This is a genomic window from Marinovum sedimenti (assembly GCF_054052205.1).
On record NZ_CM133223.1, the window covers coordinates 1,984,713 to 2,000,000 of the forward strand.

10 protein-coding genes, 1 tRNA gene, 2 rRNA genes and 1 pseudogene (1 of these 14 cut by a window edge) are annotated in these 15,288 nt (G+C 60.9%); 7 read left to right on the forward strand and 7 right to left on the reverse strand.

The window, feature by feature from the left end:
- Positions 1–6 precede the first annotated feature (6 nt).
- On the forward strand, positions 7–1,299 hold the full coding sequence (locus ACW9UO_RS09595) for an acetylornithine deacetylase/succinyl-diaminopimelate desuccinylase family protein (protein ID WP_457085598.1): 1,293 nt from the start codon (positions 7–9) through the stop codon (positions 1,297–1,299).
- Positions 1,300–1,377: 78 nt separating this feature from the next.
- On the opposite strand, the gene panC is transcribed toward ACW9UO_RS09595, so the two are convergent.
- On the reverse strand, positions 1,378–2,232 hold the full coding sequence (gene panC, locus ACW9UO_RS09600) for a pantoate--beta-alanine ligase (protein ID WP_457085599.1): 855 nt from the start codon (positions 2,230–2,232) through the stop codon (positions 1,378–1,380).
- Positions 2,229–3,062 (reverse strand): 3-methyl-2-oxobutanoate hydroxymethyltransferase, encoded by an 834-nt coding sequence (panB, locus tag ACW9UO_RS09605; RefSeq protein ID WP_457085600.1) that lies wholly within the window; start codon positions 3,060–3,062, stop codon positions 2,229–2,231. Before panB ends, panC begins: the two co-directional genes overlap by 4 nt.
- A gap of 183 nt (positions 3,063–3,245) precedes the next feature.
- Here panB and ACW9UO_RS09610 point away from each other — a divergent pair, with 183 nt between their 5' ends.
- The 6 genes from ACW9UO_RS09610 (at position 3,246) to gph (ending at position 8,644) form a co-directional block, all read left to right on the forward strand.
- Entirely contained in the window at positions 3,246–4,691 is a 1,446-nt protein-coding gene (locus tag ACW9UO_RS09610) for an aldehyde dehydrogenase family protein (protein ID WP_457085601.1), read from the forward strand.
- A 4-nt stretch (positions 4,692–4,695) separates the two neighbouring features.
- Positions 4,696–5,436, forward strand: a complete 741-nt coding sequence (locus ACW9UO_RS09615; protein WP_457085602.1) for an SDR family NAD(P)-dependent oxidoreductase — start codon at positions 4,696–4,698, stop codon at positions 5,434–5,436.
- A 13-nt stretch (positions 5,437–5,449) separates the two neighbouring features.
- Positions 5,450–6,190, forward strand: coding sequence for an SDR family oxidoreductase (locus ACW9UO_RS09620; RefSeq protein ID WP_457085603.1), 741 nt, complete (start codon positions 5,450–5,452; stop codon positions 6,188–6,190).
- Between the two features lie 61 nt (positions 6,191–6,251).
- Positions 6,252–7,253, forward strand: a complete 1,002-nt coding sequence (locus ACW9UO_RS09625; RefSeq protein WP_457088632.1) for a P1 family peptidase — start codon at positions 6,252–6,254, stop codon at positions 7,251–7,253.
- A gap of 69 nt (positions 7,254–7,322) precedes the next feature.
- Positions 7,323–8,000, forward strand: a complete 678-nt coding sequence (gene rpe / locus ACW9UO_RS09630; RefSeq protein WP_457085604.1) for a ribulose-phosphate 3-epimerase — start codon at positions 7,323–7,325, stop codon at positions 7,998–8,000.
- Positions 7,997–8,644, forward strand: a complete 648-nt coding sequence (gene gph / locus ACW9UO_RS09635) for a phosphoglycolate phosphatase (RefSeq protein WP_457085605.1) — start codon at positions 7,997–7,999, stop codon at positions 8,642–8,644. Before rpe ends, gph begins: the two co-directional genes overlap by 4 nt.
- A 60-nt stretch (positions 8,645–8,704) precedes the next feature.
- On the opposite strand, the gene ACW9UO_RS09640 is transcribed toward gph, so the two are convergent.
- The 5 genes and pseudogenes from ACW9UO_RS09640 to ACW9UO_RS09660 form a co-directional block, all read right to left on the reverse strand.
- Positions 8,705–9,474, reverse strand: a protein-coding gene (locus tag ACW9UO_RS09640) for an IS5 family transposase (protein WP_457088577.1) whose coding sequence is annotated in 2 segments (ribosomal slippage) — positions 8,705–9,138 and positions 9,138–9,474 — 771 coding nt in all. Because the reading frame shifts where the segments join, the coding sequence is not laid out codon by codon here.
- A 340-nt stretch (positions 9,475–9,814) separates the two neighbouring features.
- Positions 9,815–11,250: pseudogene (locus ACW9UO_RS09645) on the reverse strand (DUF6880 family protein).
- Between the two features lie 206 nt (positions 11,251–11,456).
- Positions 11,457–11,533 (reverse strand) — tRNA-Met (locus ACW9UO_RS09650).
- Positions 11,534–11,654: 121 nt separating this feature from the next.
- Positions 11,655–11,769, reverse strand: a 5S ribosomal RNA gene (gene rrf / locus ACW9UO_RS09655).
- Positions 11,770–12,018: 249 nt separating this feature from the next.
- Positions 12,019–15,288, reverse strand: a 23S ribosomal RNA gene (locus ACW9UO_RS09660) (it continues 266 nt past the right edge of the window).

The window sequence follows — 15,288 nt, forward strand, 5'->3', positions numbered from 1 at the left end:
GGCGGCATGAGTGATATTCAGGACCGATTGAAGGCGGAAATCGCGGCGCGGCGCGAGGATCTTGTGGCGCTGACCCAGGATCTTATCCGCATTCCCACGCTGAACCCGCCGGGTGAAAATTACCGCGAGATTTGCGAGTATCTGGCTGTGCGGCTGGCCCGGCGTGGCTTTGACATCCAGAAGATCCGCGCCGCGGGAGCCCCCGGCGACAGTGACCGCTATCCACGCTGGAACGTGCTGGCGCGCCGCGAGGGCGCGCGGGCGGGCGACTGCGTGCATTTCAATTCGCACACCGATGTGGTCGAGGTCGGTAAGGGCTGGACCTTTGATCCCTTTGGCGGGACGGTCGCCGACGGGCGGATTTATGGCCGTGGGGCCTGCGATATGAAAGGCGGGCTGGCGGCGTCGATCATCGCGGCGGAAGTGTTTGTCGACCTTTGCCCCGATTTCGCCGGCGCGGTGGAGATCAGCGGCACGGCGGATGAGGAATCGGGCGGCTATGGCGGGGTGGCCTATCTGGCGCAACAGGGGGTGTTCGCCCCTGCCCGCGTGCAGCACGTCATCATCCCCGAACCGCTGCACAAAGACCGCATTTGCCTTGGCCATCGCGGGGCGTGGTGGGCCGAGATCGAAACGATGGGCGAGATTGCCCATGGGGCGATGCCGTTCCTGGGCGATTGCGCGGTTCGGCATATGGGCGCGGTGATCGATGCCTTTGAGGCCCGGCTGTACCCCGCGATGGCGGCGCGGCGCACCGATATGCCGGTGGTGCCGGAGGGGGCGAAAGCCTCGACCATGAACATCAATTCGATCCACGGCGGCGAGGCTGAGGCGCCTGCCGATTACACCGGGCTGCCCGCCTATTGCGTGCCCGACAGTTGCCGCATGGTGATCGACCGACGCTATCTGGCCGAGGAAAGCCACGCGAGCGTGTCGGGCGAGGTGCGCGCGCTGTTGGAGGAGTTAAAGACCACGCGGGCGAAGTTTGAGTACCGGCTGGAAGAGATCAACCACGTCGCGCCGTCGATGACGGACCGGGATGCGCCGGTGGTGCAGGTGGTGGCCGGCGCGATCCGGGAGGTGCTGGGCAAGGGGCCGGAATACGTCGCCTCACCCGGCACCTATGATCAAAAGCACATCGACCGGATTGGGCGGCTGAAGAACTGCATCGCCTATGGGCCGGGTGTGCTTGAGCTGGCGCATAAGCCGGACGAATGGATCGGCATCGACGATATGGTGGAAAGCGCGCAGGTCATGGCGCTTTCCTTGGCGGCGTTGTGTCTGCCGCAGTCGAGCTAAGGGGGCCAGCCCCCTCGGCCTGCGGCCTCACCCCCGAGGTATTTTTAAACAGAAGAAGCAGGGGGACGGGGGAGCCGGTTACTTGGCTTGCGGGACGTCGATATTGTCGATCAGCCGGACGCCGGCGAGGTAAGCCGCGGCGAGGAGGCGGGCAGGCTCGGTTGGGGTTTCGAGCAGGGACAGGGTATCGCAGCTTCTGAGCTCGAGGTAGTCTACCTTGAGGAAATCGGCGTTTTCCAAGGCTTTGAGGGCCGTTGGCACCAGATCGGACATCTGCTGGCCTGCGGTAAGCCCCTCGGCGATGACCTCCATCACCTCATGCAGCCGGGGGGCCTTAACCCGCGCGCGGTCGGACAGCAGCAGGTTGCGCGAGGACATGGCCAGACCGTCGATTTCGCGGATTGTCGGGCAGCCCACCACCTCGACCCCGAGATCGAGGTCGCGCGACAGGCGGCGCACGACTTGGAGTTGCTGGAAGTCTTTTTCGCCGAAAAAGGCGAGATCGGCGGCGGTTTGGCGGAACAGTTTGGTCACCACCGTCGCCACACCATCGAAATGACCGGGGCGGTGGGCACCGCAGAGCACATCCGTCAGGCCGGTCACCGCGACGCCGGTGGAAAACCCCGGCGGGTACATCGTGTCACCGTCCGGGGCCCAAATCGCGTCGACTTCGAAGCGTTCGAGCTTGCGGGCGTCATCCACTTCGGTGCGGGGATAATTCGCCAAGTCTTCGGGATTGTTGAACTGTTTGGGATTGACGAAGATCGTCACGATCACCCGGTCGGCTTGCTTTTTGGCTTCAGCCACAAGGCTCAGGTGGCCATCATGCAACGCGCCCATCGTCGGCACCACGCCGATCACCTCACCCGCGCGACGCCAGCCGTTGGTCAGGGCGTCGAGGTCGTCGAGGCTGCGAATGATCGGGACGGTCACGATTTTTTACCCGGCGCTTCGTCGGCAAAGACATGCTCGGGCCAGGGGAATTTGCGGGCGCGGACGTCGGCGGCATAGGCGGCAATCGCCGCTTCGCCGTCTTCGCCGAGCTTGGCATAGCGTTTGACGAACTTCGGTTTGAAATCGGTGAACAGGCCGAGCATGTCATCGACCACGAGGATCTGTCCATCGCAGCCCGCCGAGGCACCAATGCCGATGGTCGGGATCGGGATTTTCAGGGTGATGCCATTGGCCAGCGTCTCGGGCACCTTTTCCAGCACCACCGAAAACGCACCGGCATCAGACACCGCTTTGGCATCGGCGTTCATCTGTTTGGCCGCATCACCGCGGCCCTGCACCTTGTAGCCGCCAAGCGTGTTGATCGACTGCGGCGTCAGGCCGATATGCGCCATCACCGGAATGCCGCGTTTGGTCAGGAAGCTGATGGTCTCGGCCATCACCTCGCCGCCCTCAAGCTTGATCGCGCCAGCGCCGGTTTCCGACATCATCCGCGAGGCATTGGCAAAGGCCTGCTCGGGGCTTTGTTCATAGGCGCCGAACGGCAGATCAACCACCAGCATCGCGCTGTTGAGGCCACGGGCGACGGCCTTGCCATGCAAGATCATCATGTCCATCGTGGCATGCAGGGTCGAGGGCAACCCGTGCTGCACCATCGCCACGCTGTCGCCGACAAGGACGAAATCGCAATGCGCGTCCATCAGCCGGGCCATCGGCGTGGAATAGGCGGTGAGGGACACAATAGGCGTGCCCCCTTTCATCGCCCGTATTTCATTGGGCATGGGGGCTTTTTGGCGGGCGGTCGCGCTCATGGGCGTGCCTCCGGTTGCTGCGAGTTAACCCGATGTAACAGCGCAATTCGGCGGAATCCAGCCATCTTGGCAATCAGGCACGCAATATCCCATCCGATATAAATCATCAGACGCAATGATAATTCCCGGCTTGCGGTATTTCGCAAGGTGACAGATGGTATACCAAAAGAGGAGGAGGCGAGGATGGCATTGACCGATTTGCCGTTTGATCCGTCGCTGGTGCTGATTGATGGCGGCTGGCGCGCGGCGCTGGGCGGCGACACGATCAGCCTGCGCAACCCGTCCGATGCCAGCGAATTGGCGCAGATTGCGCGGGGCGGTGCCAGCGACATCGACGCGGCGGTTGCGGCGGCCCAAGGCGCGCTGGAGGGCGACTGGGGGCGGATGCCTGCGGCAGAGCGGGGGCGTATCCTTGCCCGGCTGGGCGGATTGGTGCGCGAGCGGCTGGATTGGCTGGCCGAGCTTGAGGCGCTGGACGTGGGCAAACCGCTGACACAGGCGCGCAACGATGCGGTGGCGCTGGCGCGCTATTGCGAGTTTTACGGCGGCGCGGCGGACAAGGTGCATGGCACCACCATTCCCTACCTCGACGGTTACACCGTCTATACCCTGCGTGAACCGCATGGCGTGACCGGCCATATCGTGCCATGGAATTACCCGATGCAGATCATCGGCCGCTCGGTTGGCGCGGCTTTGGCGATGGGCAACGCCTGTGTTTTGAAACCCGCCGAAGAGGCCTGTCTGACCGCGCTGGCCTTTGCCTGGTTGGCCGAGCAGGCCGGGCTGCCGAAAGGCGCGCTGAACGTCGTGCCGGGCCTTGGGGCCGAGGCGGGCGCGGCGCTGGCGGGCCACCCCGGCATCCAACATGTGAGCTTTACCGGGTCGGTTGCGACGGGTGGTGCGGTGCAGATGGCGGCGTCGAAGAACGTGGTGCCGGTGACGCTGGAGCTGGGTGGGAAATCGCCGCAGATCGTGTTTGACGATGCCGATCTGGACGCTGCCCTGCCGTTTCTGATCAACGCCGGCGTGCAGAACGCGGGCCAGACCTGTTCGGCCTCGTCGCGGGTGCTGGTGCATCGGTCGATCCATACGGAATTGCGCAACAGGATGGCCGAGCGCTACAGCGCGCTGCGGGTAGGTCCGGCGATGGAGGATCTTGATGTCGGGCCGCTGATCAGCGCGCGGCAACAGGCGATTGTGGCGGGATTTCTCGACAAGGCACAGGATCTGACCATCGCGGCGCAGGCCCAGATACCGGAGGGGCCGGGGCATTTCGCGCCGCCGACCCTGCTGGACGATGTGCCGCCCGACCATCCACTGGCGCAGCAAGAAATCTTTGGCCCGGTGCAGGTGATCATCCCGTTCGACACCGAAGCAGACGCGATCCGCATCGCCAATGGCACCGATTACGGCCTAGTCGCCGGTCTTTGGACCCGTGACGGCGCGCGACAGATGCGCATGGCCAAGGCGATCCGGTCGGGGCAGGTCTATATCAACAATTACGGTGCCGGGGGTGGGGTGGAATTGCCCTTCGGCGGCATCGGCAAATCGGGTCACGGACGGGAAAAGGGGTTCGAGGCGCTGTACGGCTTCTCCTGCCTGAAAACCGTGGCGGCCTATCATGGGTGAACAGATGACTTTTACCGACAGATTTAAGGGGCGCAAAGCGCTCATCACCGGCGGGGCCTCTGGCATCGGGGCCGCAGCGGCGCGGCGCATGAAAGCCGAGGGCGCAGAGGTGATGGTGTGGGATGTGAACCCCGCAGCGCTCGACGCGATCACGGCCGAGGGCATCTTGGCGCGCAAGGTCGACGTCACCCACCCCGAAGCGGTTGACACCGCAATGCGCAACGCGGCGGATGAGATGGGCGGGCTCGACATCCTTGTCTGTTCCGCCGGAATCACCGGGCCGAATGTGCCGACATGGGAGTATCCGGTCGAGGATTGGCTTAAGGTCTATGCGCTCAACGTCCACGGGCTGTTTTACTGCAACCGCACCGCCGCGCCGCTGATGAAGGCGGCGGGCTTTGGCCGCATCGTCAACATCGCCTCGGTCGCGGGCAAAGAGGGCAACCCGAACGCCGCGGCCTATTCTTCGTCCAAGGCGGCGGTGATCGGGCTGACCAAATCGCTGGGCAAGGAACTGGCCGACACCCAGGTCACGGTGAATTGCATCGCGCCCGCAGCGGTGGAAAGCCCGATCTTCGACCAGATGACGCCAGAGTTCATTGCCTTCATGAAATCCAAGATCCCGATGGGCCGCTTCGGCACCCCGGACGAGATTGCGGCGATGATCTGCTGGCTGGCCTCTGATGAGGCCTCTTTCACCACCGGGGCCTGCTTTGATCAATCCGGCGGCCGGGCGACATTCTGACGGGAGGCACGACATGAGACTGCAAGGCAAAACTGCGATTGTGACTGGCGCGGGTTCGGGCTTTGGCGCCGGGATTGCGCATAAGTTCCTGCTTGAGGGCGCACAGGTCATGCTGGCCGATATCAACGAAGAGGCGGCGCGCAATGTGGCGCAGGAATACGGCGGCGTCGGCCAATATGTCGATGTGTCCGACGGGGCCAGTGTGCAGCATATGATCGACAAGGCAACCGAGCTGATGGGCGACATCGATATCGTGGTGAACAACGCAGGCGTCACCCACCTGCCCGCCCCGATGGAAGAGATCAGCGAGGCCGATTTCGACCGTGTCTTCGCAGTGAACTGCAAATCGGTGTATTACGCCGCCAAATCGGTGCTGCCCTTGATGAAGGCGCGCAAGGCGGGCTGCATTCTTAACATTGCATCGACGGCGGGGGTGTCGCCCCGGCCCAACCTCAACTGGTACAACGCCTCAAAGGGCTGGATGAACACCGCCACCCGCGCCATGGCGATCGAGCTCGCCCCGCATGGCATCCGCGTTAATGCGGTGAACCCGGTGGCGGGGGATACGCCGCTGCTTGCGTCCTTCATGGGCGAAGACACGCCCGAGCGCCGCGATGCCTTTCTGTCGACCATCCCGCTGGGCCGCTTTTCCATGCCCGAAGACATTGCCAACGCCGCCTGCTACCTCTGCTCGGACGAGGCCAGCCTTGTCACCGGGGTCTGCATGGAGGTCGACGGCGGGCGCTGCATATGAAACTTGGTCTGGCGGCGCTGTCGCCCCGCCCCCTTCCTGCGCAAAGGCGTCTGCCATGCACCTGACCCCCGGCCCCCGCAACCTGATCACCGATGTCGCGGGGCTGCGGGTCGGCAATGCGCAGGACGATACGCTCAAATCCGGCTGCACCGTGCTGGTCGGCGATGCGCCTTTTGTCGCCTCGGTTGCCGTTATGGGCGGCGCGCCCGGCACCCGCGAGACTGACCTGCTCGCCCCCGACAAGATGGCCCCGGCGGTGGATGCTTTGGTGCTGTCGGGCGGCTCTGCCTTTGGGCTGGCGGCGGCACAAGGCGTGATGGATGCGCTGGCCGAACAGGGCCGCGGCTTTGCCGTTGGCCCCGCCCGCGTGCCTTTGGTGCCCGCCGCGATCCTGTTTGATCTGCTCAACGGCGGCACCAAGGGTTGGACCGAAAACCCCTACCCCACACTCGGCCGCAGCGCCTTGGCGCAGGCCAGCGCGGATTTCGCAATCGGCTCGCAGGGGGCCGGCACCGGAGCGACCACGGCGATGCTCAAAGGCGGGCTGGGCTCGGCCTCGCTACAGCTGGGCAATATCACCGTCGGTGCACTGGTCGCCGCCAACCCGGTCGGCGCGGTCACCACACCGGGCGACCGACACTTCTGGGCCGCCCCGTTTGAGATCGACGGCGAGTTCGGCAACCTCGGCCCCGACCCGGCACCGCAACCCTTTGACCTTGCGAAAAGCCGCAAACTTGCGGCCCTGTCTGCCGGGGCCAACACCACCATTGCCATCGTCGCAACCGATGCCGTGCTGACCAAGGCGCAGGCCCAGCGCATGGCCACCGCCGCGCATGATGGCATCGCCCGCGCCATTGTGCCCGCCCATACCCCGATGGACGGCGATCTGGTGTTTGCCGCCGCCACTGGAGCAGTGGACATGACAGCGCCGGATTGGCAAATGCTCGAAATCTGCCACGCCGCCGCCACCTGTCTCTCCCGCGCCGTCGCCCGCGCGGTGTTTCACGCCACGCCAGCCCCAAACGACACGATGCCCTGCTGGTCACGGCACACACCGGACTGACCCCCGACCTCTCTGGACCTCGGCGCGCCCCCGGCTTATGACCCGGACAACCCCATCAGGAGATGCCGCATGTCGTTTGACCGTACCGTTAAGATCGCCCCGTCGATCCTGTCCGCCGATTTCGCCAACTTCGGCGCAGAAATCCGCGCCATCGAGGATCAGGGTGCCGATTGGGTGCATGTTGATGTGATGGACGGCCATTTCGTGCCCAACCTCACCTTCGGCCCGCCCGCGGTAAAAGCCTTCCGCCCGCACGTCAAAACCTTCATGGATGTGCACCTGATGATCGCCCCGGTCGATCCCTACATCGAGGCCTATGCCGAAGCCGGTGCCGATATGCTCACCGCCCACGTCGAGGCTGGTCCGCACATCCACCGCACCCTGCAAGCGATCCGGGCGACGGGGATGAAAGCCGGTGTCGCGCTCAACCCCGGCACCCCGGCAGAGGCGGTCAAAGATGTGCTCGACCTCGCGGATATGGTCTGCGTCATGACAGTCAATCCCGGCTTCGGCGGGCAGAAATTCATCGACATGACCGACAAGATCACCGCCCTGCGCGCAATGATCGGCGACCGTGAGATTCACATCCAGATCGACGGCGGCGTCGATCCTGTCACCGCACCCAAAGTCGTGGCCGCAGGCGCCGACGTGCTGGTCGCAGGCTCAGCTGTCTTCAAAGGCGGCTCGGTCGACACACCCGAAATCTACGGCCAAAACATGCGCGCGATCCGCAACAGCCTGACATGAGCCTAACCATCGCCTTCGACCTTGACGGCACACTGATCCACTCGGTCCCGGAAATCGCCGCCTCGGTCAATGGCGCGCTAACAGACCGGGGCCTGCCTGCGCTGTCCGAAGCCACGGTCCAAAGCTTCGTCGGCCGCGGCCTGCCAATCCTGGTTGATCAGGTGGTGACCTACCTCGGCCTGACCAAGGACATCGCTGGCCCGCTGCACGATGCCATCCTGCGCCGCTACGTGACGGTCGAAACCACCCCGGACGCGCTCTATCCCGGCGTCATCGAGGCCCTGACAGACCTCAAATCCCAGGGCCACCGCCTCACGCTCTGCACCAACAAACCCCACGCCGCCACGCTCACCTGCCTGCGCGGCACCGGCCTTGCGCCGTTCTTTGACGCTGTGATCGGCGGCGACAGCCTGCCCACCCGCAAACCCGACCCCGCGATGCTGCACGCCGCCCTGAACGGCGCATCCAAAGCACTCTACGTCGGCGACAGTGAAACCGACGCCGAAACCGCCAAAGCAGCAGACATCCCGTTCCTGCTCTACACCGAGGGCTATCGCAAATCGGCGATAGACGCCCTCCCCCACCACGCCCACTTCAAGACCTTCAGCGCCCTCCCCGCACTCGTCCAATCTTCTTCTGTTTAAAAATACCCGGGCTTATGTATCAAACGCACCAACAATCTAGGGTCAGGACTCGTTCTCGTTTCATAGCCAGAACATGACGGTTGCGGCGAGGGCGATGGCGGAGAGGAAGACTTTCGGGCATCGGTCGTAGCGTGTGGCAATCCTGCGCCAGTCCTTCAGGCGCCCGAACATGATCTCGATCCTGTTGCGGCGTTTGTAGCGGCGCTTGTCGTATTTGACGGGCTTGGCGCGGGACTTCCGGCCAGGGATGCAGGGCTTTATCTCCTTGTCTTTCAACGCTTCCCTGAACCAGTCGGCGTCATAGCCCCGGTCGGCCAGAAGCCATTGTGCCGATGGCAGGCTGCCAAGAAGGGCCGCAGCGCCGGTGTAGTCGCTGACCTGGCCCGCGGTCATGAAAAACCGGATCGGTCGTCCCTCGGCATCGGTGACGGCATGCAGCTTGGTGTTCATGCCGCCTTTGGTTCGGCCGATCGCGCGCCCCCGCTGGTCGTCGGGCCCCCCTTTTTCGACCGCAGACTGCTCGCCGTGCGGTGCGCCTTCAGATAGGTCGCGTCGATCATCACCGTCTTTGGAACCGCTGCCTCCGACGCAAGGCCGTGCATCATCCTCGCGAAAATGCCCTTGTCGCTCCATCGTTTCCAGCGGTTATAGAGCGTTTTGGCCGGGCCGTATTCCGCGGGCGCGTCGCACCAGCGCAAGCCATTGCGATTGATGAATATTATTCCACTCAGAACACGCCGGTCATCCACCCGCGGCTTGCCATGGCTCTTGGGAAAAAACGGCCGAAGCCGGTCCATCTGCGCGTCCGTTAGCCAGAAAAGGTTGCTCATCATCACCCCCGTCAGTTTGGGAGCTTGAATCACGCTGCCGACGTAGCCTCAAGCAGATCAATGGGTCCTGAGCCTAGCACTCCGGCGCTTTGCGAGGGGACAAGACAGCAGTTTTGGGTGAAGGCAAAGTCATCTTTTGCCCAAGTAGTTCTTGGCATTGCGCAATGCAGCGAAAGCCTGCTTTCCGCGCACCCGGTCGATGGTCGCAGTTGCCGATGGCTGGGTGCGAGCGTCAAGTTTGAGCTGGCTTCGCCCCCCCTTGCCGCGCACTGTGCGCGGGACCGGTTTAGAGTCCTGGCACGCGGGGTTGAAGCCTCGCAAATATCCCGAGGGCCCTCGCTTAGCCATCCACCAGGGACCAGAACCCGTATTTGCGGCCATGTTTTTGCCGAAGCGCTGCGACAAAACCCTCATGCGTCAGGACTGCACCATAGTCGGTGATCGCCCGCTCCGACGCCTGGCATTCCGCCAGATGGCGCGCGGCATGGCGATAGCGCGTGGATTTCGCACCGTTCAGCGTGTCATCGACCATCGCGCGGCGCAGCAGCGTCGCGGCAAGCGGGTGGCGCGCGTCCAGCGCCTCTGCGGCGTGGCTCAGCGTGGTGTAGTTATCACCGTCCAGCTCATCGGCGCGCGCCAGCACGATCCGTGCAGCCCGATCAAGCGCAGGCCAGTCGACCAAGAAGCTGATCGCTGCGGCAATGCGAGGATCGGTTTCGACAGCATCGAGCGCTTTTTCCTCGGCCTCGACATCGTCAAAATCCGGCAGCAGTTTGAGGTATTTGCGCAAGGCGCGCGCGCTCAGGGCCTGCTCGAACGTGGTCCAGAGATGCACCTTCAGATCGTCCAGCTTGCCCAGACGATTGAGGCAGTCTTCATAAACCTCATCAAGGTTGGAATTGAACCTCCGGAAGGGGGTATCCGCCTCGCGCGTCATGCACCGTCGAAGAATGTCAAAGGCTTCCTGAACGCGCCCCGCATCGATCAGACGGCGCGCCACGTCGGGGCGATGGTGCCATAGGTCAGCTGCTCGGCGGAATAGCGGGCCATGTAGGCATCGACGTCACCCTGCGCATCGGCCACATCGGCAAGGATGATCGAGCAGGTCGACTGCTTTGCGCGCCGCACGGAGTCTGCGGGCGACGAGGACAGACCAAAGCGTTCATACGCGGCCAGCTCTTCGGATGTCGGCGGCGTATCGGCCCATGTCTTGGTGATCTGTTTGAGATGCTCCAACCCTTCCGGGCCAAGCGCCTCTGCCGTCTCCGGGATGATGCCGTCAAATTCACCATAGCCCGCATCGGTGACCGCATCGAGGATCCGCTCAGCCAGCGTCTGCGGTTTGATCGTGACCTGGGGCGCCACCAACCCGATCATCGTAACGGCCTGACGAAACACATCGCTAACCGATCCATTGCTGTCATCGGTGCGCTCATGGATCGACGGGGCAAGTTGCAAGAAGGACCAGAGAAGCTCGAACGCTTCGCCTGCGTCCTGCGGCGCGATCACCGTCTCAATCTGGGCTAACAGGCTGTTCAGATCCTTGACCAGCGCACGCTGCTTGCGCCAGTCGACATAGCTTCGCGACCGACGCAGCGACGCAAACCGCTTGCGCAGATCGGCGGTCACCTCCTTGGGGCCCTGTGCTGCGCTCAGCTCCATCCGGGCGCGACGCTGCAAGGCCGCGGACCCCTGCACCAGCTCCATCACCAGATCGGCAAGCTTGGGCGCGCCAAGCCTTTCGAGATTGGCTTTGTTCAGTGTTTTCTTGGACATCGCAGTCGCTCGGCATCTGTTTCGGATAACCGTATCCGCAAACCGCTCGCGATGACAGAGCGCTCGCCGCCGAGCCGTATCGTTGATTTCATTGAATATTTATTGCGCGACTCGCCAAACGTTGACGTGGCGTTGACATGGAATGCACAAAAGCAAAAAGCCCCGCGTGATGCGAGGCCTAAGGCTTTGGTATTGTTCGGTAAATTTGGTTGCGGGAGTAGGATTTGAACCTACGACCTTCAGGTTATGAGCCTGACGAGCTACCGGGCTGCTCCATCCCGCGACAGTTTTGTTTGGCCGAGTGGTTAGCGGCTACTTGAGGCTGTTTACCTGTGTTGTAGCGGCGGGTGCTGGCCAGTGTCGCTGATATCGTTTGAGAGATACACCTTATCGGGGCTTATCAGGTTTGGCGATGACCTACTCTCCCACGTCTTAAGACGCAGTACCATTGGCGCGACGGCACTTAACGGCCGGGTTCGGGATGGGACCGGGTGTTTTGCTCGTGCTGTGATCACCAAACCAGGAAAGCCCCGGTAAGGGTGGATTGTGTTGCGCGGCTGAAGCGCAACGACCTGTAGTATTGCTATGTACAGGTTGATTTCACTCTCGTTGAGAGTGTCCAAGTCAAGTCATTTACGTCCGCCTTGCAGCGTGACGTTCTGATTTAGTGTGATGTTTGCTTTGATCTTCGTCCGGTAAGGACTTATTTGATTTGCGCTACCGCCTTTCGGCTACTTGAGCGCGTTTCAAATCTGTCTTTTACTGGATCAAATCAAGCCTATCGGACCATTAGTACCAGTCAACTGAACGCGTTACCGCGCTTACATCTCTGGCCTATCGACGTGGTGGTCTACCACGGTCCTCAGGGATACCTTGTTTTGAGGGGGGCTTCCCGCTTAGATGCCTTCAGCGGTTATCCTGTCCGATCATAGCTACCCAGCACTGCTCCTGGCGGAACAACTGGTACACCAGTGGATCGTTCACCCCGGTCCTCTCGTACTAGGGGCAACTCCTCTCAAGTATCCTACACCCACGGCAGATAGGGACCGAACTGTCTCACGACGTTCTAAACCCAGCTCACGTACCTCTTTAAACGGCGAACAGCCGTACCCTTGGGACCTGCTCCAGCCCCAGGATGAGATGAGCCGACATCGAGGTGCCAAACACTGCCGTCGATATGGACTCTTGGGCAGTATCAGCCTGTTATCCCCGGCGTACCTTTTATCCGTTGAGCGATGGCCCTTCCACTCGGGACCACCGGATCACTATGACCGACTTTCGTCTCTGCTCGTCTTGTCAGACTTGCAGTCAGGCTGGCTTCTGCCATTGCACTCAACGACCGATTTCCGACCGGTCTGAGCCAACCATCGCGCGCCTCCGTTACTCTTTAGGAGGCGACCGCCCCAGTCAAACTACCCGCCACGCAGGGTCCCGGATCCGGATAACGGACCGCGGTTAGACATCAAAAATGCAAAGGGTGGTATCTCAAGGGAGGCTCCACAGAAACTGGCGTTCCTGCTTCAAAGCCCACCACCTATCCTGCACATTGCAGTTCTGATGCCAGTGCGAAGCTGTAGTAAAGGTGCACGGGGTCTTTCCGTCTAACCGCGGGAAGCCTGCATCTTGACAGGCAATTCAATTTCGCTGAGTCTATGTTGGAGACAGCGGGGAAGTCGTTACGCCATTCGTGCAGGTCGGAACTTACCCGACAAGGAATTTCGCTACCTTAGGACCGTTATAGTTACGGCCGCCGTTTACCTGGGCTTCAATTCAGAGCTCTCACCCCTCCTTTTAACCTTCAGGCACCGGGCAGGCGTCAGACCCTATACGTCGTCTTGCGACTTCGCAGAGCCCTGTGTTTTTAGTAAACAGTCGCCACCCCCTGGTTTGTGCCCCCAGCCCCTAGTTTCCTAAGAACCGGGCCTCCTTCTCGCGAACTTACGGAGGTATTTTGCCGAGTTCCTTCAACATAGTTCTCTCAAGCGCCTTGGTATTCTCTACCAGTCCACCTGTGTCGGTTTAGGGTACGGTCTGATGGAGGGCTATTTCCAGGGACCAATTAGCAGCCCATTCAATCCAATAAGGATGAACTACCTTCATGATCCGTCACATCCTCCTGGCCCACGAATATTAACGTGGTTCCCATCGGCTACGCATTTCTGCCTCGCCTTAGGGGCCGGCTTACCCTGCTCAGATTAGCTTTAAGCAGGAACCCTTGGACTTTCGGCGAGAGTGTCTCTCACACTCTTTGTCGCTACTCATGTCATCATTCTCGCTAGTGATCTCTCCACCGGATCGCTCACGCGCCGGCTTCACAGAAAGAACCCAATCCTCCGCAACATCCCGAAAGATGCTAAAGAGGAAGGGTCCTATGTCACACTACGCTCTGCTACCATGCCTTACGGCATCCTAAGCTTCGGCTCATGGCTTGAGCCCCGTTACATCTTCGCCGCAGGACAACTTATTTAGACCAGTGAGCTGTTACGCTATCTTTAAAGGATGGCTGCTTCTAAGCCAACCTCCTGGTTGTTATGGTCGTCCCACCTGCTTTCCCACTTAGCCATGAATTAGGGGCCTTAGCTGTAGGTTAGGGTTGTTTCCCTCTCCACTACGGACGTTAGCATCCGCAGTGTGTCTGCCATCTAGTACTCCTCGGTATTCGGAGTTTGGTTAGGATCAGTAAGCCTGTGGGGCCCCATTACCCATCCAGTGCTCTACCCCCGAGGGTATTCGGATGACGCTCTACCTAAATAGATTTCGCAGAGAACCAGCTATCTCCGAGTTTGATTGGCCTTTCACCCCTAGGCACAACTCATCCCGACCTTTTTCAACAGGTGTGGGTTCGGACCTCCAGTAAGTGTTACCTTACCTTCATCCTGGTCATGCCTAGATCACTCGGTTTCGGGTCTAATGCATCTAACTCAATCGCCCTATTAAGACTCGCTTTCGCTACGCCTACACCTAACGGCTTAAGCTTGCTAGATACACTAAGTCGATGACCCATTATACAAAAGGTACGCCGTCACAAGACTGGACACTGATAATAATCATGTTTGATTTGCACTCCGTGCCGGCGCAATGCCGGTACACCAATCCTTCGGATCGGCACTGGCGTGCCATTTCGAAGATGGTTTTAAAGAATGCAATTTTCGATGCGACTTATCTGGTTGGGATCGAGAGGCGCAGTTGCACCGTCTCTACTCCGGGGTTGTGATCGTAGATCCCCGCATTCGACCGATGGTCGAAGCTGAGACCAAATCGCCAACCGCGATTGTTCTGCCAACCGACCTCTGCACCCGAGCGGAACACAATGGGTCCACCCAGATCAAGGCCGTCACCCGCATTATAAATGCCGGTCATCGCATGCAATTGCGCATAAAACGGCGATGAACCATCGTTCACCGTATACGTCTGTCCAATGCCGAACCAGGTTGACCCCCGGCTGCCGACACTGAGCCCCACCGCATGACCAAAAGGACCATTACGGTGCCCCAGATCATAGCGAAGATAGGCTTCACGACCCGTCTTTGCGCGGCGTTCAAGAACCTGACCACCTGAGAAGGCGATCCGCGGTGCCACATCGTTTCGGCCTAAACAGCCTTGCGGTGTGCCACAGTAATTCATGCCCATATCCGTCAGTCCTGCGACCAACATCAATATGGCAAAGGTTCCATCCGCCATGTCCAACTCCCCATTTCCAGGGCAGGACATGCATCAGATTATCATTAGAGTCCAGTCAAGCTCCGACTGATTGTAGGCGTTCGGTTTCAGGTACTGTTTCACTCCCCTCGTCGGGGTGCTTTTCACCTTTCCCTCACGGTACTGGTTCGCTATCGGTCAGTAAGGAGTACTTAGCCTTCGAAGGTGGTCCTCCGATCTTCAGACAGAATTTCACGTGTTCCGCCCTACTTAATACGTCTGATCATGCTTCATATACGGGACTGTCACCCACTATGGTTGGCCATTCCATGCCATTCTATTCACACTCACAGCTCGGCTGGTCCCCGTTCGCTCGCCGCTACTAGGGGAGTATCAATT